We start from the raw sequence: 20,617 nt of genomic DNA, 5'->3' as shown, positions 1-20,617 counted from the left end.
TTCAGCGGGCGTTAGCTGCCCGCGCGGCCTTCAGTCTCGCAAAATCCTCGCCGGCATGATGGGACGAGCGGGTCAGGGGGCTCGCCGATACCATCAGGAAGCCCTTGGTGTAGGCGACCTTCTCGTAGGAGGCGAACTCGTCGGGCGGCACGAAGCGCATCACGGCGTGATGCTTACGTGTGGGTTGGAGATACTGGCCGATGGTCAGGAAATCGACCTCGGCGGAGCGCAGATCGTCCATGACCTGAAGCACCTCGTGGCGCTCCTCGCCAAGGCCGACCATGATGCCGGACTTGGTGAAGATGGTAGGATCGAGCTCCCTAACCCGCTGCAGCAGCCGGATCGAGTGGAAATAGCGCGCGCCGGGCCGCACCGTGAGATAGCGCGACGGCACGGTCTCGAGATTGTGGTTGAACACGTCGGGCTTCGCCGCAACGACGACCTCGAGTGCCCGCTCCTTGCGCAGGAAGTCCGGCGTCAGGATCTCGATCGTGGTCGAAGGACACGCGGCGCGGATCGCACGGATGGTCTGGGCAAAATGCTCGGCGCCGCCGTCGGCGAGGTCGTCGCGGTCGACCGAAGTGATGACGACGTGGGCCAGCCCCAGCTTGGCCACGGCCTCGGCGACGTGCTGCGGTTCGGACGTATCGAGCGCGTTGGGCAGGCCGGTCTTGACGTTGCAGAAGGCGCAGGCACGGGTGCAGGTGTCACCCATGATCATGAAGGTTGCGTGCTTCTTGTCCCAGCACTCGCCGATATTCGGGCAGCCCGCTTCCTCGCACACCGTGTGCAGGCCGTTGGCCCGCACGATGTTGCGGGTGTCGGCATAGCCGCGGGTATTGGGCGCGCGCACGCGAATCCAGTCCGGCTTCGGCGGCGAAGCGGAATCGGGCCGGTTCACCTTTTCGGGGTGGCGCGGGCGCAGCGGGTTCGTGATGGTATCGACAATAACGACCATAGGGTGTCCGGTCTGTTCAGGTCCTACCTAGTCGGTCTGGCCTGGCATCGCAACCCGGCTCGCCTCGCTTCAGAGAACATGGCAGATATGGGCAATATCCTGCTCTGTTCTCAGGCGATTCTCACCTCGAATGGCTCCAAGATCGAATGCCTCTCCGTTGCGGCTTGGCAAGCCGCTGAAGCGGACCTTTTTCGGCCGCAGCGTCCACGAGGTCGCGCCCGACCTGATCGGCGCCACCTTGCTGGTCGACGGCGTCGGTGGAATCATCGTCGAGGTCGAGGCCTATCATCATACCGACCCGGCCGCACATTCCTATCGCGGGCCGACGCCTCGGAACCAGGTGATGTTCGGCCCGCCCGGCTACGCCTACGTCTACCGTTCCTACGGCATCCACTGGTGCGTGAACTTCGTCTGCGAGGAGGAAGGCTCGGCCAGCGCCGTGCTGATCCGCGCGCTGGAGCCGACCCATGGCTTGGCTGCGATGCGACGCCGCCGCCATCTCCAGGATTTGCACGCGCTGTGCTCGGGCCCGGGCAAGCTGACCGAAGCGCTCGGCATCACCATCGCGCACAATGCGCTGCCGCTGGACCGGCCGCCGATCGCCCTGCACGCGCGGACGGAGGATGTCGAGATCGCTGCCGGCATCCGGATCGGCATCACCAAGGCGGTCGAGCTGCCCTGGCGCTATGGCCTCAGGGGCTCGAAGTTTTTGAGCAAGCCGTTTCCGACGTAACGGTCATTCCGGGATGGTCCGAAGGACGAGACTCGGAATTTCGAGATTCCGGGTTCGGCTCTTCGAGCCGCCCCGGAATGACGACCAGATTAAGACGCCTGCTTGAGCCGCTCCAGCGCCTCCAGCAGCTTGGCCTTGCGGGCCAGCGCCGCCTCGCGCTTTTCGCGCTCCTCCTCGACGACCTCCTCGGCCGCGTTGGCGACGAACTTCTCGTTGGCCAGCTTGGATTCGGCGCGCTTGATGTCGGCGTCGGCCTTGCCGATCTCCTTGTCGAGGCGCGTGCGCTCGGCGGCGATGTCAATTACGCCCTTCAGTGGCAGCGCGGCCACCTCGCCGCGCACAAGCAGTTGAACGGCGCCGTCAGGTGCACGGTCGGCGAAAGAGATGTCGGAGAGCCGCGCCATGCGCTTGATGACGTCGGTCCAGCGCGGCGCGCGCTCTTTCGTCTCTGCCGAAACGCCCACGAGCACCAGCGCCGTCAGCGTCGCCGGCGGGATATTCATCTCGGCACGCACCGAACGGATCTGGGTGACGAGATCGATCACCCAGCCGATCTCGGCCTCGGCCGCGGGATCGGTGAAGTCGGCATGGTCGAAGATCGGCAGCACCCAGGCCGGCGAGACGAGCGGATCGGTCGGTCCCGTCGTCGCCGCGAGCATCGCAAGCTGCTCCGGCGTCGGCTCAACCGGCTTGAGCGGCCACGGCGCCAATGCGAGCAGGCCTTCGCGTTTCGCCGTCACCTCCCACAGCTCTTCGGTGATGAAGGGCATGAAGGGATGCAGCAGCTTGAGGATCTCGTCGCGCGCCCAGGCGACCATGGCGCGGGTTTCGTCCTTGGCGAGACTGTCGGGACCGAGCAGCACGGGCTTGGCGAGCTCAACATACCAGTCGCAATAGACGTTCCAGACGAAGCGGTAGATGCTGCCGGCGGCATCGTTGAAGCGATAGGCTTCGATCGCCTCGGTCACTTCGCGCGTGGTGTGCGCGGTCTCATGTGCGATCCAGCGGTTCAGCGTCTGCTTCGCCTTCGCCGGCTCGAAGCCGTCGGGAACGGCACAGCGATTCATCTCCGCGAAGCGACAGGCATTCCAGAGCTTGGTCGCGAAATTGCGGTAACCCTCGACGCGGCTGGTGGCGAGCTTGATGTCGCGGCCCTGCGCCGCCATCGCGGCCAGCGTGAAGCGCAGCGCGTCCGCACCATATTCGTCGATTAGATGGAGGGGATCGATGACGTTGCCCTTCGACTTCGACATCTTGGCGCCCTTCTCGTCTCGGACGAGGGCGTGGATGTAGACCGTCGAGAACGGCACCTCCCTCATGAAGTGCAGGCCCATCATCATCATGCGGGCGACCCAGAAGAAGATGATGTCGAAGCCGGTCACCAGCGCATTGGTCGGATAGTAGCGCTGCACCTCCGGCGCATCTTCGGGCCAGCCGAGCGTCGAGAACGGCCACAGCGCCGAGGAGAACCAGGTGTCGAGCACGTCCTCGTCGCGGGTGATGAAGCCTTCGCGCTTGTTGCGATCGAGCGCCATCTCACGCCCCTGCTCCGGCGTGATGACTTCCTGCTCGACGTAATAACCGAGCGCGTGGCTGACGGCCTCCTCCTCGGTCTCGGCGACGAACACCTTTCCATCCGGACCGTACCAGGCCGGGATCTGGTGACCCCACCAGAGCTGGCGCGAGATGCACCAGGGCTGGATGTTCTCCATCCACTCGAAATAGGTCTTTTCCCAATTCTTCGGCACGAACCTCGTTTCGCCCGAACGCACGGCCGCGATTGCCGGCTTGGCCAGCGTCTTGGCATCGACATACCATTGATCGGTCAGATACGGCTCGATCACGCTGTTCGAACGATCGCCATGCGGCACCATGTGGGTGTGCGGCTCGATCCGCTCGACGAAGCCGAACGATTCCAGCCGCTCGACGATGCGCTTGCGTGCGACAAAGCGGTCGATCTTGTGAAATTCCTCGGCGAATTGCGCGGCGCCTTCCGGCAGGTCACGCAGATAATCCTCGTTGTCGAGGAGATCGAGACAGCCTTCCCTGTCGAGGACGCTGATCCGGCGCAGGCCGTGGCGATTGCCGACCTCGAAATCGTTGAAGTCGTGCGCCGGCGTCACCTTGACCGCGCCCGAACCCTTGTCCGGGTCGGAATACTCATCGGCCACGATCGCGATCTTGCGGCCAACCAGCGGCAGGATGACGTGCTTGCCGATGAGCTTCTGATAACGCTCGTCCTCGGGATGGACGGCCACGCCGGTGTCGCCGAGCATGGTCTCGGGGCGCGTGGTGGCGACGACGATGAAGCTCGAGGGATCCTCGGGGCTGAACGTCTTGCCCTCGATCGGATAGCGCAGATACCAGAGGCTGCCCTTGACCTCGACCTGCTGCACTTCGAGATCGGAGATTGCGGTCAAGAGCTTGGTGTCCCAGTTCACCAGCCGCTTGTCCTTGTAGATCAGCCCCTCGCGATGCAGCTCCACGAACACCTTGACGACGGCTTTCGACAGGCCCTCGTCCATGGTGAAGCGCTCGCGGGTCCAGTCGCAGGACGCGCCGAGCCGCTTGAGCTGGTTGATGATGGTGTCGCCGCTCTCGGCCTTCCACTGCCAGACCCGCTCCAGAAACTTCTCCCGGCCCATCTCGCGGCGGCCGGGCTCTTGACGCTCCATCAGCTGGCGCTCGACCACCATCTGGGTCGCGATGCCGGCATGGTCGGTGCCGGGCTGCCACAGCACGTCGCGGCCGCGCATGCGCTCGAACCGGCACAGGATGTCCTGAAGCGTGTTGTTGAGGGCGTGGCCCATGTGCAGCGAGCCCGTCACGTTCGGCGGCGGGATCACGATGGTGAACGGCAGCGCGTCGCGGCGGTCGGGGCGGCCGGCTTTGAAGGCAAGGCTGTCCTCCCACACCACGGACATGCGGGTTTCGATATCGGCGGGCTGGTAATTTTTCTCGATCATGGGGCTGTTAGAAAGCCGCGCGCGCGGTTCAAGTCAACGGGAAGCTCGACGACAGGCGTTTTCGGCCCGGGCCGCAGGCCGAATATGACGCAGGAGCAGGGCTTTATCTTGGCCGCACGGCCCTTCTCAGCGGCCGCCGCGCGAGACTCGCTCGATTTCGGCCTTCACGATGCGTTCAACCAGGGTCGGCAGATTGTCATCGAGCCAGGACTTCAGCATCGGACGCAACATCTCCTTGACCAAATCCTCCAGCGTCCGCGCATTGCTGCTCAGAACCGTGTGGGCCAGCGAGTTGAAGGCAGATTCGACCGCGGAGACCGTCGATTGCGCGAGGATCGGCTGTTGCGACGGCACCGGCGGCGCATCGTAGTCCACCGGCGTGTAGGACGGCGGCGCGGGGCGCGGCTGCGGCGATTCGGTGAACTCGAGATCGTCGCGCGGCTCGACCTTGTGGAAGCTGGGTGGTGGCGGAGGCGGTGTCGGATCCATCGCCATCTCGTCGGTCAACTCGAGCACGTCGGGCTCCGGCTCCGGCTCGGAAGCGCGGACCTCCGGAGCGGGCGTGGCTGCGTCGAGCCCGGCCAGCAGTGCGTCGATGTCGTCCTGGCTGTTGGATGCGTCCGCCGCAGCTGCGGGTGGCGGCGCCGGCTTTGCGGCCGGCGGCGGTGCGGGCTTCTCGGCAGCGGACTTGGGCGGAGCGACCTTGGATGGCGGAATGTCGTTCATCGCCTGCGGCTTTGGCGCGGCGGGCGCCGCAGCCTTCTCCGGTTTGGCGGCTTCTGTCGGCGGCGGCTTGGCCTCATCGTCGGCAATGATGCGCCGGATCGAGGCCAGAATCTCCTCCATCGAGGGTTCTGTGACCTTTGCAGGCTGCGTCATCTCCGACTCCACATCATCAACGCCCTCGCATGCGTTGTTTTACACCAAGCACGGCAGGATTGGCCGGTTCCGGACCGGCGGCCCGACAATTTTCGTCGCAGCAGCCCGACTTGTCCCCAGATCACGGCTCAACGTGCGGCGGTGCGCCCCTGCCCCCGGCACTCAAGCTTTACGCACACGGCATCGATACGGGCGAATCGACCCGCATCTTCTTGGCAAGGCTATGTCAGGGATTTTGATGATTGCAAGCAAAGCGCCAGTCGGCCTCGGCACTTCGCGAGACCGACCGGATCACTACGGACATCAGCGTCCGTCAGGCGTGCGTACGCCGGCCCAGCTGTCGCGGACCTGCTGGTAATGCACGGAGGGATCGTAGACCGTGGTCGCGAGGCCGAGCACCTGCGGCGACAGGCGGCCAACAGCCGCGAGGACGTTATAGGATGCAACCACGCGGTCATGCTGCGCAGTGACCAGCGCGACGCGCGCGTTGACCAAGGCCTGCTGCGCGTTGAGGACGTCGAGCGTGGTGCGCTGACCCGCCTTGGCTTCTTCGCGAACGCCGTTCAGCGCGATCTCGGATGCCGCAACTTGCGCTTGGGCGGACTGCACCTGCGCCTTACCGGCCTGCAACGACCCCCACCACTGCACCACGGTCGCACGAATCTGGTCGCGCGTGGTTTCGAGATTGAGACGCTGCTGCGCCAGGTTTTCTTTGGATTGACGGATCAGCGCATATTGGTTGCCGCCATCATAGAGCTGCCACGAGGCCTGCGCGACCGCGGCTGCGCTAAACGACCTGTATTGAATCAGCGACTGTTCATTGGCCTGCGTTGCGCTGGCCTGCAACGTGACTGTGGGCAGCAGCGCGCCTTCGGCGACCTTGACCTGCAAATAGTTGACGTCGATGCCGAACATTGCGGCCGTAACGTTGGGATGCTCGACCAAGCTGAGCTCAACGGCCGAAGCGAGCGTCGTGGGCAGGAACCGGTCGACCGGCGAGCCCGGCGCGAGGTTCGTCGGTTCGTTGCCGATGATGCGACGGAAGTTCGCGCGCGTCGTGGTGAGATTGGCTTCGGCGGTAAGCGCCTGCGTCTTGCCGGCGGCGAGTTGCGCTTCCGATTGGGCGACGTCGGTACGCGTCACTTCGCCGACATTGAAGCGATCACGGGTCTGCTTCAGCGTCTGCTCGAGCACACGCACGTTGCTGCGCTGGACTTCCAGCGTAGCGGCATCGCGCAGATAGTCCATGTAGGTCGTTGCAGCCTGAAGCAACACGCTTTGATCGAGGCTGCGCAGCGCTTCGCGAGCACCGGACACCTGGCTCTCTGCCGCGCGCGTCCTGTTGGCGGTCTGGTTGCCGTTATAAAGCGTCTGCGAAACGGTCAGGCCCGCGCTGCGGGGAACGGTGGTGCCATTGATTGGGGCGCTGCCCGGCGCGGTCAGCGTATCCTGATATTGATAACCGGCGCTCGCCGTCAGCGCGACTCTGGGCCGATATCCCGACAATGCCTGAGGCACGTTCTCGTCGGTCGAGCGCACCTGGGCACGCTGTGCGTTGAGCTGCGGATTGTTCTGATAGGCGCGCACCAGCGCGGACTCGATCGTGTCCGCTAAGGCAGGCGTCGGCCCGGCTAGCGACAGCAGCAGGACCGAAACCGCAGCTCCGGTGAAGAGCTTCACCCCATGCATCCCTGAAATTCCGTTCATTCTAACGCCCGGCTCGTGCCCGCGAGCTGGTTACCGTCTACCGAGTGGAGTCGTTGCCCCGCCGCAACATAGGACGGGGATTGTCGCGGCGGAACCACCTCAGGGTAGTTCTCGGTGGAAACTCTTCACGTGCAGCATCCCGGCCACACTTCTGATTCAGAACGGGATTTTTCGGCTCCGGGCCTCAGAAAACGAAGGCGGCGGCCCGTTCCAACCCGGGAAGGACCGGGGCGGCGGCGTCGAACAACGCCCGATGGCCGAATTCACCATGAGTCTTTGTCACGATCATGGCCCGCGGCGGCCTGGATTCGGCCGACACTCCCACGAGGCGCCCGCCTTCCTTCAGCTGCCCGAGCAGCCGCTCCAGGGGGACCTCGGCAGCGCCGTTGAGGACGATCACGTCATAAGGAGCGGTGGACGGATCACCCTCGCTGCAGGAGGCGACTTTGCAGGTGACGTTGGCGAGCCCAAGGGCAGCGAAGGCGTCCCTGGCCTTCGCCGCCAGAGCCGGATCACATTCCGTCGCCGTGACCTGGCGCGCGAGCTTGGCGGCGAGCGCGGCCAGATAGCCCGTGGCGCAGCCGACGATCAGCACATTGTCCGCTTCGCCGATTTCGGCGGCCTGGAGCAGCTTGCCGGTCAGTTGCGGCTTGATCAGGAACCGCTTGGCGCCGCCCTCGCTCACATCGAGGTCGAGGTCGAGATAAGCCAATGCCTGCCTGCTGGCCGGCACGAAGGCCTCGCGCGGAACCGTGAGCATGGCATCGAGAATACGACGGTCGGTAACGTCATTGGTGCGCACCTGGCCATCGACCATTTTTTGGCGCGCAGTCGAGAAACCGGACATTTGCGGACCCTGGAATGCGGACGATGCCGCGGAGAGTGAGTTGGCGGCATCTTTGAAACATGCCCGCCGAAAACGCAACATGGCCGTTGGCCGCGAGGAGCCCCCATGGCTTGCGCAGCTCACCGCATCAGGATCAGGGTGCGGGACGCATCATTCGATCGCCACCGCGAGGCGGCCGATCAGAGCGGCGACCTCATCCAGCCGTGCCAAATCGGGTGCCTCGACCGCACGCGCAAGACAAGCGATGCATTCGTCGTCGCTGAGTTCGGGAATGTCGGCCGGCAGGATCGAGGGGCCGATATGAGAACGGTCGACCTGGATGTCTGGCATGGGAATCAGCTCCGTAAGGATCCGGCACGGGGCAAGCTCGATTTGAATTGAGTCGTTTTGGCGCCGTCCTCATGGCGCCAAGGCGCTATTGCACACGTCTCGTTGAGTTTGATTGCGCGTCAGGATCGTGGAAGCAGTTCACATATTGCCGCAACGAAATCGCACGGCACCTGAAGGCGCCATCGCAACTCATTGAATTGGCGATAAAATTTGGCTCCCCGGGCTGGATTCGAACCAGCGACCATCCGATTAACAGTCGGATGCTCTACCGCTGAGCTACCGAGGAAAAGGCGAACCAATCGTTCGCGCGCGGCTGCGTATAACAAAGCCAGTTGCGCTTGCAAAGGACGAATTCGTCGTCCTTCGCAACGCGTTCGCAATATGGCAGGTGGCGAACTTCGGTTTCGCGTCCCCTCTGACTGGGATGAGGTGGCCGGACAATGCGCTAAGTCAGAATTTCTGTAGAGGCGAAGCTCCGATGGAGCACAGCGTAGTCGGAGACGTTCCGTCATTGGGATCGACGCGTGCGGACAGACGTTGGGTTTTCGATCGCTCAACAGCCTGTCCGCAGCATATTCACAGACGCGGATTCAACAGATTTGCGTGGCGCGCACGCCACTTGCTGCGCACAAATCCACAGAGACTACCCTCCGGCCTGGTCGAGCACGCCGCGGCACGCTTCGCTCAGGCTGGCCCGGTTACGTCGCAAGCACGCGGTGATGGCACGGGCGTTCGGGATTTCGCCGGCGCAGAGACGGTAGACGTCGGGCGTGCAGGCCCGGCGCTGCTCCGGCGTTCCCTGCGCATGGGCGGCGGAGGCAAACATCGTCAGGAAAAGCCCGACCGTCGAGGCGCGGCGCGCCCGGCTCTTCACAATTGCAAACCGCAAGAACCTCACCTTCATGACCGCTCTCCCGTTCTGCCCTGCCCGCCCGGCGGCGTTGGCCGGAGTCGCGACAACGTTTGCGAGAAATAAAGCCGCAGCGATGTGACTTCTTTCACACTGCGGGCAAGGCTGAGGAACCTAAGTTCCAAGCGATTTTCAGAACTCGCTAACCAATCGGGACCCGAGCGCCGGATCGTTAAAATGCGAACGACCGGGTCAATCGGGAAACAAGCCGGCTTTGCGATATTGGGCCGTCTGCTTTCCGGAGGGTGCGATGAGTGAAGCCGAATTCAACTTGCTGCTGGATGCCGTCGGGGGCGCCATGATTCACGAAGATTGCACGCCCGCGCCGAAGGAAGAATTAGTGCCCCGTTCGTGGTCGTGCGTCGCAACGCCCAAGGCCGCCAATGATAATGAGGGCGCCTGGCCTCTGCTCCCCTTTCCGGACGGCTGGTACGCAGCCTGCTGACCACCTTCATCGTAAACGGAAGCGTGCCGCCCTTGCGGGATTTTTGAACGATGCTGTTAAGCATTGCGCGCCCCCTCCAGCTCGGATTTCGGGATAGATCGGACGATGCCACCCACGATCTTTCCAGCGCTCGATTGATAGGTGTGGTTTTGCGGGACAGGCACGCTCCTTGCCTATTGGACCTGCCCAAGCATGGAGGCGTGCACTGATGGGACAGCGAGTTCGTATTTCAAAGCGTCCGAAGTCCAATTTGACACATGCTGCCCGCGACAAGCTGCTCGCGTTGTTAGACGCAATCGAGGAACTTGAAGTTCTGAGAGAGAAAGTCCAGCTCGCCGAAGCCGCCCGCGTGTTGCACTAGGATTAGGTGGAGAATCCATCCTCTTCGGGGGCGCTTCGGCGCGTCCTAGCCGGGGGTCACCGACTGACCGACACGCCCCTCGTCGCAGAGCCGTTTCGAACAGCAAGCTCGGCCCAGAGACACCAGCGGGCCGCCGTACTTTCGCGGATTTGATGGGAAAGGTCTTGCTGTGCGCGGCTACCTATAATTTGCAATCCGCTGGCAGGCCGGATCAGCGGAACTGAGGACGAATGAAGTCTACAAGCAGTTTCCGCAGCTTGTAATGGAGGCCACGACCAGAATTGAACTGGTGTACACGGTTTTGCAGACCGTTGCGTAACCACTCCGCCACGTGGCCCCGTAAGGCCGGAGCAATATAGGGGATGAAGGGTTTAGGCAACCCCGATGGGCCAGCTGTCCCTTTGCCCCACGGTCGCTTGGTAGATGCAGGCGAGAACGCACAGCACGATGTAGGCTTGGGTCAGGCTCGTTTGCGACGCCGGAAGTCGCGGCGGCCCTTCGGGGCAGGTTTGGGCGCCAGTTCCGGCATCTCGGCCTGGACCTCGCGGTAGCGTGTCAACAGTCGTTCAAAACTGGCGTGCAGGGTGTCGGCGATATCGGGCCGCCGCTCGACGGCCGCGAGGATCGTCGCGGCGGCCTCAATGGTCGAAAGACCGTCGCGGCGTGGCTCCTTGCGCAGACGGCCGTAGCGCGAGGGGTGCGCCGGGTTCAGGATCACGCGCTGGCATTTCAGCATCCAGGGATTGCGCCACCACAGCGCCTTGGCCTGGCTCCAGGTGCCGTCGAGCAGCACGACGCCTTCGAGCTTGCCGAGGATCGCCCGCTGGTTGTCCGCGATCTCACCCTTGCGGTTAAGCGCGACGACCTCGCCCTCGGCCTCGAAATCGGCGGCGCGAGCCGAGCCGAGATAGAGCACGGCCCACCGCGCGGCATTCTCGACCGGCCGGCCCAGCGCCTTGGACAGGCTCGGCCAGGACAGGCCAACGCGCAACGTGGCATCTACGAAATGCTTCGCGAGCAGCCGCGCGGTGCCGAGCGCCCTGTCCTGTTCCTGCGGATGCTGGAGGATCAGGAGCGACAGCCGATTTTCAATAGGCGTGACGGTGTCGCAGATGCACAGCGGCATCGGCTTCTGGCAGTGCGGGCATTCCGGGATCGGCTCGGCCGGCGCGGCAGCGGTGTCGGGCTGGTTGGACATGGCGCGGCTATACGCTCCAAGCGACGCTTCAACAACCTATTCCGCCGGCGCGGGCAGCGGGCGCGGCGCGGTTCGCCGCCGCAGACGGTCGATCAGGAGGTAGATCACCGGCGTCGTGTAGAGTGTCAGGATCTGCGAGACGAACAGACCGCCGATGATGGTGATGCCGAGCGGTCGGCGCAGCTCCGTGCCGGGGCCGGTCGCGACCACCAGCGGAATGCCGGCGAACAGCGCTGCCATCGTCGTCATCAGGATCGGGCGGAAGCGCGCCTGGCAGGCTTCGAAGATCGCCTCCGCCGACGATAATCCGCGCTGGCGCTCGGCATCGAGAGCGAAATCGACCATCATGATGCCGTTCTTCTTCACGATGCCGATCAGCAGGATGATGCCGACGAAGGCGATCACGGTCAGCGGCGTATTGGTCAGTTGAAGCGCAAGCAGCGCGCCGAGGCCGGCTGACGGTAGCGTCGAGATGATCGTGAGCGGGTGGGCAAGGCTCTCATAGAGCACGCCGAGCACGATATACATCGCAACCAGCGCACCCAGGATCAGGAGCGGCTGACGCCCGCTGGTCTTGGCGAAATCGCCGGCATTGCCGTCAAAACTGCCGCGGATGCCCTCGGGCATGTGCAATTCCTCGACCGCACGCTGGATATTTTGCGTCGCGGCCTGGAGCGGCACGTCGGGCAAGAGGTTGAACGAGACGGTCGTCGAGGGGAACGACTGCGAGTGATAGACCGCGAGCGCGGCAAGTCCGCGCGTTGCGTGCACCACGGCCGACAATGGGACCTGAGCGTCGCTGGTGCCGGCGACATAGATGCGATCGAGATTGGAGGGGTCGACCTGGAATTTCGGATCGATCTCCAGCACGGTCATGTACTGGTTGCGCTGGGTGTAGATGATTCCGATCTGCCGCTGCGCGAAAGCGTTGTTCAACGCATTGTCGATGTCCTGGACCCTGACGCCCAGCGCCGAGGCCTTCTGGCGATCGATGCTGAGCGTAAGCTGGAGCCCACCGGGATCGCGGTCGCTGGAGATATCGGTGATCCCCTCGATGCTCTCCATCCGTTTGGCCACGATGGGCGCCCATTTCTGCAGCAGGCCGAGATCGGTGCTGGTCAGCGTGTACTGGTAGTCGGAATCGCTTTGCCGCCCGCCGGCGCGCACGTCCTGGGCGGCGAACATGAACAGGCGGATGCCGGGCACGGGATACAATGCGCGCCTGAGACGGTCGATGACGACCTGCGTCGAGACGTGCTCGCGCTCCTCCGGCGGCTTCAGGCTGATGAACATGGTGCCGCGGTTCGAGGTCGCCGCCCCCGGCCCGCCGCCGCTGCCAACGGTCGAGCCGATGCCGGCAACGGCCGGATCCTGCATCACGATGTCGGCGAGCCGCTGCTGGAGGCCGAGCATGGACTGGAACGAGATGTCGGCTGAAGCGCGGGTCGCGCCGATGATGAAACCGGAATCATCTGTCGGGAAATAGCCCTTGGGGACCTTGATGTAGAGCGTCACCGTGAGGCCGATGGTGGCGAAGAATACCAGCAGCGTCAGCAGCGGAAATTCCAGCACGCTGCGCAGAGTGCGGGTGTAGAAGGCGACGATGCGCGACAGCGAGCCCTCGATCAGGCGGTCGAACAACGTCGCGGTGCCGGACGTGGTCTGCCGGATGTAATGGGCGCAGATCATTGGCGTGACCGTGAGCGACACCAGCGTCGAGACCAGGATCGCGAAGGTCAGTGTCAGCGAGAATTCGCGCAGGAGACGGCCGACGATGCCGTCCATGAAGATCAGCGGCGTGAACGCTGCGATCAGCGACAGGCTGATCGAGACCACGGTAAATCCGATCTGCTTCGCACCCTCCTGCGCCGCCCGAAACGGCCGCATGCCGTGCTCCAGATTGCGGAACATGTTCTCGATCATGACGATAGCGTCGTCGACCACGAAGCCGACTGAGATCGCCAGCGCCATCAGCGAGAGATTGTCGATCGAGAAGCCCGCGACCCACATGCCGGCGCAGGTGCCGGCCAGCGCCAGCGGCACCGAGATGCCCGCTGCGATCGTCGGCGTCAGCCGGCGTAGGAACACGAACACCACGACCATGACGAGGAGCGCGGTCGCCAGCAAGGTCCATTGCATATCCAGGACGCTGGCGCGGATCGTACCGGTGCGATCGACCAGGGTCGAGATCTCGACGCCGGCCGGGATCCACTGCTTCAGCGCGGGGATCAGCGCCTTCACCCGATCGACCGTGTCGATGACGTTGGCGTCGCCCTGCTTGGTGATCTGGATCAGCACCGCCGGCTGCTTGTTGAACCAGGCGATCGAGCGGGCGTTGCGGACGGAATCCTCGATATCGGCGACGTCGGACAGCCGCACGAAATTGCCGTTGGAGCTTTTGATGACGATGTCGCGGAACTCTTTCGCCGTACGCATCTGCCGATTGAGGGCCAGCGTCTCGCTCTGGCGCTCGCCGTTGAAGATGCCGACGGGACCGAGCGGGTTGGCGTTGATGATCGCGGTCCTGACGTCGTCGGTGGCGATGCCCGCATTCGACAGCGCAACGGGATTGAGCTGCACCCGCACGGCCGGCTGGTCGGCGCCGGAGACCGTGACGTCGCCGACACCAGGCACCTGTGAGATGCGCTGCGCGATGACCGTATCTGCGACGTCGTAGATCGCGCTGGCCGACAGCGTCTTCGAGGTCAAAGCGAGCACGAAGACGGGCGCGCCGGCCGTGTTGGCTTTGCGGAAGCGCGGCAGTGTCGGCAGGTCGCTCGGCAGATCGACGAGCGAAGCGTTGATGGCTGCCTGCACGTCGCGGGCGGCCTTGTCGATGTTGCGGCCGATGTCGAACTGGAGCTGGATGTTGGTCGTGCCGAGCGAACTCGTGGACGTGATCTGGTTGATGCCGGCGATCTCGCCGAGCCGCCGTTCCAGCGGCGAGGCCACGGTCGCGGCCATCACGGATGGATCGGCGCCGGGGCGACTGGCAGAGACGAAGATGGCGGGAAAGTCGACGTTCGGGACCGAGGCAACGGGAAGGAACTGGTAGGCGACGACACCCAGCAGGAACAACCCGATCGACAGCAGCGTGGTCGCGACCGGGCGGCGGATGAAGGGCTCCGAGATCGATGCCATCACTGCATCCCCTCGGTCGCGCCGGCGACCGGCGGACCGCCGGATTCGGCCGGCGGCAGCGCCTGCTCGAGGCGGCGGTTGATGCGGTCGAGCGCGAGGTAGATCACGGGGGTGGTATAGAGCGTCAGTAACTGGCTCAGCAGCAGGCCGCCGACGATGGAGATGCCGAGCGGAAAGCGCAGCTCGGCGCCGGTGCCGCTCTCGATCGCCAGCGGCAGTGCGCCGAACAGCGCCGCCAGAGTCGTCATCATGATCGGACGGAAGCGCAAGAGACAGGCCTGCACGATCGCCTCGTTCGGCGACATGCCCTGCCCGCGCTCGGCCTCCAGCGCGAAGTCGATCATCATGATCGCGTTCTTCTTGACGATGCCCATCAAGAGGATGATGCCGATCAGGCCGATCACCGAGAGATCCTGGCCGCACAGCACCAGGGCCAGGATAGCGCCGACGCCGGCCGAGGGCAGCGTCGAGAGGATGGTGATCGGGTGGATGTAGCTCTCATAGAGCACGCCGAGCACGATGTAGATGGTGATGACGGCGGCAAGCAGCAGCCAGGGCTGGCCGGCCAGCGCCTTGGCGAATTCGGCGGCATCGCCGGCATAGACGCCGACGATGCTGTTGGGCATGCCGATCCGGGTCTCGATCGTCTTGACGGCCTCGACGGCATCGCCGAGCGCCGCGCCCGGCGCAAGATTGAAGCTGAGCGAGACGGAGGGGAATTGCGCCTGGTGCGAGATCGCGAGCGGCGCCGTGGTGCGCTTCAGCGTCGCCACGGCCGACAGCGGCACCTGGGCGCTTGGCGCGCCGACGGTGGTGCTCGCGGCGCCCGGCAGATAGAGCTTTGACAGAATCGAAGGGTCGCGCTGGTACATCGGCAGCGCCTCCAGCACGACCCGATACTGATTGGCCTGGCCGTAGATAGTCGAGATCTGCCGCTGCGCGAAGGCGTCGTTCAATGTGTCGGTGATGGCCTGGAGGCTGACGCCGAGTTGCCCCGCCCGCGTGCGATCCACGTCGAGCTGCGCCCGCAGTCCGCCTTCCTGCGCCTCCGAGGAGACGTCACGGAACAGCGGATTCCGCCGCATTTCCGCCACCAGCTTGCCCGCCCATTCCGAGACCAGCGTCGCATCGGTGCCGGTCAGCGTGTACTGGTATTGCGAGCGGCTCGACTGGGTCGAGATCTGCACGTCCTGCACCGGCTGGAAATAGACCGTCATGCCGGGGATGCCTGATACCCTCTCCTTCAGGCGGATCACGAGCGCGGCGACATCGTCGCGCCGTTCGCCGCGCGGTTTCAAAGTCATGACGAGGCGCCCGACATTGGTGGTCGGGTTGACCGAGCCCGCCCCGATCACCGAGACCACGCCAACCACGTCGGGATCGGCCTTGATGGCGGCGGCGGCCTCGGCCTGCCGCTTCTGCATCTCCGCGAACGAAACGTCGGGCCCGGCCTCCGTCACCGCCGTGATCGAGGCGGTGTCCTGGAGCGGCAGGAAGCCTTTTGGCGCGACGACATAGAGGACGAGGGTCGCAATCAGCGTGGCGAAGGTCACGACCAATGTGGCGCGCTGGCGCTCCAGCACCCACAGCAGCGTCCGGTGATAGGCCTCGACGGTGCGGTCGATGAAACGGCTGACAGCGGCGAGACCCGGCACCGCCAGCTCCTCGTGGGCGGCTTTAAGCAGACGCGAGCACATCATCGGCGTCAGCGTCAGCGAGACCACCGCCGAGGTGACGACCGCGATGGTCAGCGTCAACGCGAATTCGCGGAACATGCGCCCGACGAGACCGGACATGAACAAGAGCGGGATGAAGACCGCGATCAGCGACACCGTCAGCGAGATCACCGTGAAGCCGATTTCGCTGGCGCCCTTCAGCGAGGCCTCCATCGCACTCTCGCCATTCTCCATGTGGCGGACGATGTTCTCGATCATGACGATGGCGTCGTCGACGACGAAGCCGGTGCCGATCGTCAGCGCCATCAGCGAGAGATTGTCGAGGCTGAAGCCGGCAAAATACATGATGCCGAAGCTCGTGATCAGCGATAACGGCAGCGCCACGCCTGCGATCAACGTAGCCCGTAGCGAACGCAGGAACAGCAGCACCACCAGGGTCACCAGCACGACGCTCAGGATCAGGGTGAACTGCACGTCATGGACCGAAGCACGAATGGTGACGGTGCGGTCGGAGACGATGGTGAGGTTCACGCCGGCAGGAATCGCGCGCTGCACCTTGGGGATCTCGGCGCGGATCTGGCTGACGACGTCGATGACGTTGGCGCCGGGCTGGCGCTGGATGTCGATGATGACGGCCGGCGTGCCCTGGTACCAGCCGCCGGTGCGGTCGTTCTCGAGGCCGTCGACGATCTGCGCGACGTCGGCGATGGTGACAGGCGAGCCGTTGCGATAGGCAATGATGACGGGCTTGTAGGCGTCCGCGGCGGCGATCTGGTCGTTGGCGGCAATGATGTAGGATTGTTGCGCGCCGTCGAGCGATCCCTTCGGCCCGGAGACGTTGGCATTGGCGATCGCCGTGCGCAGGTCCTCCATGGCGATGCCATAGGCGGCCAGTCGCGCCAGATCGGCCTGGATGCGCACGGCCGGCTTCAGCCCGCCGAGCACCGAAACGCGTCCGACGCCGGAAATCTGGCTCAAGCGTTGCGCCAGAATGGTATCGGCGATGTCGCTCATCGCGCGCAGCGAGATCGTCTCCGAGCGCAGCGCCAGCGTCATCACCGGCGCGTCCGCCGGATTCACCTTGGCGTAGGTCGGCGGATAAGGCAGCGTTTTGGGCAGCACACCGGCCGCCGCGTTAATCGCGGCCTGCACGTCCTGGGTCGCACCGTCGATGTCGCGGTTGAGGTCGAACTGAAGCGAGATCTGGCTGACGCCGAACGAGCTCGTCGAGTTTATCGCCGACAGCGACGGGATCTGGCCGAGCTGCCGCTCGAGCGGCGCGGTGATGAGTGAGGCGATCACGTCGGGGCTCGCGCCCGGCAGCTGCGTCGTCACCTGCACGGTCGGGAAATCGACCTGCGGCAGCGCCGAGACCGGCAGCGCGAAGTAGCCGAGCGCGCCGCCGATCAAGAGCGCGATGCCGAGCAGCGAGGTCGCAATCGGCCGTCGGATGAAGGGTTCGGAGACACCCATGGGCTACGCCTGCCGCATCAAGCGGCTGTTGTCGGGATCATGGCTGCTTGGCTCCACTTCCCGATGCGCCCGGCCCCGGTGCCGGTCCGGTCTGCCCCTTCTGATCGCCTTCGCTGCTCTTCCGCTTGGCGCGGAACTCGCCCTCGTTGCCTTGTCCCTCCTTCTGGCCTTCTTTGGCACCATCCTTCTTCTGAGCGTCCGGCCCGCGCGAGCGCTTGCGAGGGGCTAGATCGGCCGAGGGGGTCTGGTCGTCGCGGCCGACGATCACTTTGGAGCCGTCGGACAAATTGGCAAAACCCGTGGTGACGACCTTATCGTTCGGCGAGAGGCCGCTGGCGATCACGGCATCATGCTCGTTCTGCTGCATCACCGTCACGGGCTTGGCCGAGACGACGTTGTCCTCGCCGATGACATAGCTGAAGGTCCCGATCGGACCGCGCTGCACCGCAGAGGTCGGCACCACCAGCGCCTGCGTCAAGGTCTCGACCTTGAGGCGGACATTGACGAACTGGCCCGGCCAGAGCTGGTAATTGGCGTTGGGGAATTCCGCCTTGAGCTTGAGTGTGCCCGTGGTCTGGTCGACCTGGTTGTCGATGCCGGTGAGCTTGCCGGTATCGATCACCGTGATGCCGTCATTGCCGAACACGTCGACCGCGAGCGTTCCCTTCGCCGCGGCGGCGTTGACGCGCATGATCTGCTGCTGCGGCAGGCTGAACCACACCGCGATCGGCTGCAGCTGAGTGATCACCACGAGCCCTGTGGTGTCCGAGGCATGGATGATGTTGCCCTGGTCGACCTGGCGTAGGCCGGCCCGACCCGAGATCGGCGCCACGATCTTGGTGTAGCTCAGCGTCGCCGCTGCATTGTCGATCGCGGCCTGATCCGCCTTCACCAGCGCCTCAGTCTGGGCCACCAGCGCGCGCTGGGTGTCCGCCTGCTGCTTCGAGCCGGCATTGGAGGCGGCAAGCTGTTCGTAGCGTGCAAGGTCGATGCGCTGGTTGGCAAGCTGGGCTTGGTCCTGTGCCTTCTTCGCGACGGCCTGGTCGTATTGGGCCTGGTAGATCGCCGGATCGATCTCGCCGAGCACGTCGCCCTTCCTGACGTCCTGGCCTTCGGTGAAATTGACCGCAATCAGCTTGCCATCCACCTGCGAGCGCACGGTCACGGTATTGAGCGCGCGGATCGCCCCGACGCCATCGAGATAAACCGGCACGTCCTGGATGCGCGGGCTTGCCGCCAGCACCGGCACCGGCAGATCGGGTCGCTGGTTGCGGTTGTTTGCTTGCTGCTGATGCGTGACGGTCCAGCCGAGATAACCGAGGCCGCCGAGGATCGCGAGCGTGATCAGGGTCATGATCAGGCCGGGGCCGCGCGACTTTTTCGCCGTGCCCTCCGTCGCGTCCTTCTTAGTCTCCGGCTTAAAGAGCATTGACCGGTTTCTCCATCCTCGGCTCCCAACCGCCGCCGAGCGCCTGGTACAGGCTGACGATGGCGAGGAGCCGTGCGAGTTGGGCCTGCGACAGCGCGTCTTCCGCCTGAAACAGGGTCAGTTGGGTGTTGAGCACGGTCACGATGTCGGCAGTGCCGGCGCGCAATTGCTGCTCGGAGAGATCGAAGGCGCGGCGCGAGGCGGCAACGACGTCGCGCTGCAATTGCAGCTTGATCGTGGTCTGCTTGATCGAGAACAGCGCGTTGTCGACGTCGGCAAAGGCCTGGATGATGGTCTTGCGGTAAGCCTGGAGCAGCTCGTCCTGCCGCGCCTTGGCCAGTTCGAAATTGCCGAGGATCCTGCCGCCGTCGAAGATGGGCTGCGTGGCACTGCCGACGAGCTGGAAGAAGGTGGCATGCGGTTGGAATAGCGAGACCAGCGCCGAGCTCTGATAGCCGCCATTGCCGGTCAGCTGGATCGTCGGAAAGAATTGCGCGCGGGCATTGCCGATGTTTGCGGTGGCGGAGGCAAGCTGTGCCTCCTGCCGGCGGATGTCGGGCCGCTGCGTCAGGAGCTCCGACGGCAGGCCGGGCGTGACGCGAGGGATCGCGATCCGGTCGAGCGAGCCGCCGAGCACGCGCACGCTCTCCGGCGGACGCGATACCAAGACAGCCAGCGCATTGATGTTCTGGTCGAGCGTCTGGCGCAGCGGCGGCACCAGCGCCTTCTGATTCGCGAGCACGCTCTCCTGCTGGGCGACGTCGAGATCGGTGCCGGTGCCGGCCCTGCGCCGCTCCTTCACCGCATCGAGGATGCGCTGCGCGCTCGCGATGTTGCGCTGTGAGGTCCTGATGCGGTCCTGTGAGGCCAAGACCTGAAAATAGGCATTGGCGACGGCCGCCAGCGTCGTCAGCGCGACCGTGTCGCGGTCGAAGCGGTTGGCGTTCGCCGTCTCCTCGGCGGTTTGCAGCGCATCGCGGTTCTGGCCCCAGAAGTCGAGCTGGTAGCTCGCGCTCAGCGAGGCCGAATAGTTGACGACTTCGCGCCCGCCGATGGACAGGCCGGAGGCGCTGGAGCCGGAGGTGCGCGAGTAGGTTTCCGATCCAGCCGTGGACAGGCTCGGCAGCAGCGCCGCGCCCGCCTGCCGCGCCTGGGCGTCGGCCTGGACGATGCGCGCGACCGCAGCGGCGATGTCGAGGTTGACGGTCTGCGCCTCCTCCATGAGCTGCGTCAGCTCCGTGGAGCGGAAACCGCGCCACCAATCCAGCGATGGCGGCGCATCCCCTTTGCCGGCGTATCTGTATTGCGTGGGAACATCGAGCGCTGGATCGGGAAGATCCTGCGTCAGCACGCAAGCGCCCGAACTCGCCGCGAGGCACAGTGCCACAAGCCAGCGCGCTGCGCGCCGCGTCCGGGGCGCAGATCCTGGAGACCGCCGCATGGCGATCGCAGGAACATCCTGTGTCACATCCACCCCCCGCCGGGCAGATCGAGCCGCCACCACGAAGCCGGATTAACCGATTCGCGGCGGCAGAGTCGGGGAGCGTTGGACAACTCGTTCACA

15 protein-coding genes and 2 tRNA genes are annotated in these 20,617 nt (G+C 64.7%); 3 read left to right on the top strand and 14 right to left on the bottom strand.

What is annotated here, in order from left to right:
- Position 1 precedes the first annotated feature (1 nt).
- Positions 2-958: a lipoyl synthase gene (gene lipA / locus IVA98_RS04380; protein WP_247300805.1), complete on the bottom strand. Its 957-nt coding sequence runs from the start codon at positions 956-958 to the stop codon at positions 2-4.
- Between the two features lie 130 nt (positions 959-1,088).
- On the opposite strand from lipA, the gene IVA98_RS04375 reads away from it, so the two are divergent.
- Positions 1,089-1,691, top strand: coding sequence for a DNA-3-methyladenine glycosylase (locus tag IVA98_RS04375; RefSeq protein ID WP_247332498.1), 603 nt, complete (start codon positions 1,089-1,091; stop codon positions 1,689-1,691).
- Between the two features lie 89 nt (positions 1,692-1,780).
- Here the strand turns inward: IVA98_RS04375 and IVA98_RS04370 are convergent, their stop codons facing one another.
- From IVA98_RS04370 to IVA98_RS04340, 7 genes are all read right to left on the bottom strand, one after another.
- The gene (locus IVA98_RS04370) at positions 1,781-4,657 is read right to left on the bottom strand and encodes a valine--tRNA ligase (protein WP_247332500.1); all 2,877 of its coding nucleotides are present in this window, start codon (positions 4,655-4,657) and stop codon (positions 1,781-1,783) included.
- Between the two features lie 126 nt (positions 4,658-4,783).
- The gene (locus IVA98_RS04365) at positions 4,784-5,536 is read right to left on the bottom strand and encodes a PopZ family protein (RefSeq protein ID WP_247332502.1); all 753 of its coding nucleotides are present in this window, start codon (positions 5,534-5,536) and stop codon (positions 4,784-4,786) included.
- A 303-nt stretch (positions 5,537-5,839) separates the two neighbouring features.
- Positions 5,840-7,225: a TolC family outer membrane protein gene (locus IVA98_RS04360; protein ID WP_247300809.1), complete on the bottom strand. Its 1,386-nt coding sequence runs from the start codon at positions 7,223-7,225 to the stop codon at positions 5,840-5,842.
- Positions 7,226-7,427: 202 nt separating this feature from the next.
- The gene (locus IVA98_RS04355; protein WP_247332504.1) at positions 7,428-8,090 is read right to left on the bottom strand and encodes a protein-L-isoaspartate O-methyltransferase family protein; all 663 of its coding nucleotides are present in this window, start codon (positions 8,088-8,090) and stop codon (positions 7,428-7,430) included.
- Positions 8,091-8,240: 150 nt separating this feature from the next.
- Complete coding sequence (locus tag IVA98_RS04350) at positions 8,241-8,420, bottom strand: hypothetical protein (protein ID WP_247300811.1); 180 nt, start codon at positions 8,418-8,420, stop codon at positions 8,241-8,243.
- Positions 8,421-8,631: 211 nt separating this feature from the next.
- Positions 8,632-8,706 (bottom strand) — tRNA-Asn (locus IVA98_RS04345).
- A 357-nt stretch (positions 8,707-9,063) separates the two neighbouring features.
- The gene (locus IVA98_RS04340; RefSeq protein ID WP_247332506.1) at positions 9,064-9,324 is read right to left on the bottom strand and encodes a hypothetical protein; all 261 of its coding nucleotides are present in this window, start codon (positions 9,322-9,324) and stop codon (positions 9,064-9,066) included.
- Positions 9,325-9,580: 256 nt separating this feature from the next.
- On the opposite strand from IVA98_RS04340, the gene IVA98_RS04335 reads away from it, so the two are divergent.
- A complete protein-coding gene (locus IVA98_RS04335) occupies positions 9,581-9,775 on the top strand; it encodes a hypothetical protein (protein ID WP_247332509.1) in 195 nt (64 codons plus the stop codon).
- Between the two features lie 208 nt (positions 9,776-9,983).
- Positions 9,984-10,136 (top strand): hypothetical protein, encoded by a 153-nt coding sequence (locus tag IVA98_RS04330; RefSeq protein WP_247354335.1) that lies wholly within the window; start codon positions 9,984-9,986, stop codon positions 10,134-10,136.
- Positions 10,137-10,399: 263 nt separating this feature from the next.
- On the opposite strand, the gene IVA98_RS04325 is transcribed toward IVA98_RS04330, so the two are convergent.
- The 6 genes from IVA98_RS04325 to IVA98_RS04300 all read right to left on the bottom strand — a co-directional run bounded on the left by IVA98_RS04325 (position 10,400) and on the right by IVA98_RS04300 (position 20,494).
- Positions 10,400-10,473 (bottom strand) — tRNA-Cys (locus IVA98_RS04325).
- 123 nt (positions 10,474-10,596) lie between these two features.
- Positions 10,597-11,334, bottom strand: a complete 738-nt coding sequence (locus tag IVA98_RS04320; RefSeq protein WP_247354334.1) for a tRNA-uridine aminocarboxypropyltransferase — start codon at positions 11,332-11,334, stop codon at positions 10,597-10,599.
- 36 nt (positions 11,335-11,370) lie between these two features.
- Positions 11,371-14,475 (bottom strand): efflux RND transporter permease subunit, encoded by a 3,105-nt coding sequence (locus IVA98_RS04315; protein WP_247332512.1) that lies wholly within the window; start codon positions 14,473-14,475, stop codon positions 11,371-11,373.
- A complete protein-coding gene (locus IVA98_RS04310) occupies positions 14,475-17,624 on the bottom strand; it encodes an efflux RND transporter permease subunit (RefSeq protein ID WP_247354333.1) in 3,150 nt (1,049 codons plus the stop codon). The genes IVA98_RS04315 and IVA98_RS04310 overlap by 1 nt, the downstream gene beginning before the upstream one ends.
- A gap of 37 nt (positions 17,625-17,661) precedes the next feature.
- Entirely contained in the window at positions 17,662-19,053 is a 1,392-nt protein-coding gene (locus tag IVA98_RS04305) for an efflux RND transporter periplasmic adaptor subunit (RefSeq protein WP_247332517.1), read from the bottom strand.
- Positions 19,043-20,494, bottom strand: a complete 1,452-nt coding sequence (locus IVA98_RS04300; RefSeq protein ID WP_247332608.1) for an efflux transporter outer membrane subunit — start codon at positions 20,492-20,494, stop codon at positions 19,043-19,045. Before IVA98_RS04300 ends, IVA98_RS04305 begins: the two co-directional genes overlap by 11 nt.
- Positions 20,495-20,617: the final 123 nt, after the last annotated feature.

This window comes from Bradyrhizobium sp. 160 (assembly GCF_023073735.1).
Classification (GTDB): Bacteria; Pseudomonadota; Alphaproteobacteria; order Rhizobiales; family Xanthobacteraceae; genus Bradyrhizobium.
Note: the sequence above shows the minus strand (reverse complement) of the source record. Positions and strands in the feature narration are given on the sequence as shown.

What these genes read in the sequence shown, in the direction of transcription:
- lipA (WP_247300805.1), bottom strand. Translation starts at nt 958, where the DNA reads ATGGTCGTTATTGTCGATACCATCACGAACCCGCTGCGCCCGCGCCAC.
- IVA98_RS04375 (WP_247332498.1), top strand. Translation starts at nt 1,089, where the DNA reads ATGGCTCCAAGATCGAATGCCTCTCCGTTGCGGCTTGGCAAGCCGCTG.
- IVA98_RS04370 (WP_247332500.1), bottom strand. Translation starts at nt 4,657, where the DNA reads ATGATCGAGAAAAATTACCAGCCCGCCGATATCGAAACCCGCATGTCC.
- IVA98_RS04365 (WP_247332502.1), bottom strand. Translation starts at nt 5,536, where the DNA reads ATGACGCAGCCTGCAAAGGTCACAGAACCCTCGATGGAGGAGATTCTG.
- IVA98_RS04360 (WP_247300809.1), bottom strand. Translation starts at nt 7,225, where the DNA reads ATGCATGGGGTGAAGCTCTTCACCGGAGCTGCGGTTTCGGTCCTGCTG.
- IVA98_RS04355 (WP_247332504.1), bottom strand. Translation starts at nt 8,090, where the DNA reads ATGTCCGGTTTCTCGACTGCGCGCCAAAAAATGGTCGATGGCCAGGTG.
- IVA98_RS04350 (WP_247300811.1), bottom strand. Translation starts at nt 8,420, where the DNA reads ATGCCAGACATCCAGGTCGACCGTTCTCATATCGGCCCCTCGATCCTG.
- IVA98_RS04340 (WP_247332506.1), bottom strand. Translation starts at nt 9,324, where the DNA reads ATGAAGGTGAGGTTCTTGCGGTTTGCAATTGTGAAGAGCCGGGCGCGC.
- IVA98_RS04335 (WP_247332509.1), top strand. Translation starts at nt 9,581, where the DNA reads ATGAGTGAAGCCGAATTCAACTTGCTGCTGGATGCCGTCGGGGGCGCC.
- IVA98_RS04330 (WP_247354335.1), top strand. Translation starts at nt 9,984, where the DNA reads ATGGGACAGCGAGTTCGTATTTCAAAGCGTCCGAAGTCCAATTTGACA.
- IVA98_RS04320 (WP_247354334.1), bottom strand. Translation starts at nt 11,334, where the DNA reads ATGTCCAACCAGCCCGACACCGCTGCCGCGCCGGCCGAGCCGATCCCG.
- IVA98_RS04315 (WP_247332512.1), bottom strand. Translation starts at nt 14,475, where the DNA reads ATGGCATCGATCTCGGAGCCCTTCATCCGCCGCCCGGTCGCGACCACG.
- IVA98_RS04310 (WP_247354333.1), bottom strand. Translation starts at nt 17,624, where the DNA reads ATGGGTGTCTCCGAACCCTTCATCCGACGGCCGATTGCGACCTCGCTG.
- IVA98_RS04305 (WP_247332517.1), bottom strand. Translation starts at nt 19,053, where the DNA reads ATGCTCTTTAAGCCGGAGACTAAGAAGGACGCGACGGAGGGCACGGCG.
- IVA98_RS04300 (WP_247332608.1), bottom strand. Translation starts at nt 20,494, where the DNA reads ATGCGGCGGTCTCCAGGATCTGCGCCCCGGACGCGGCGCGCAGCGCGC.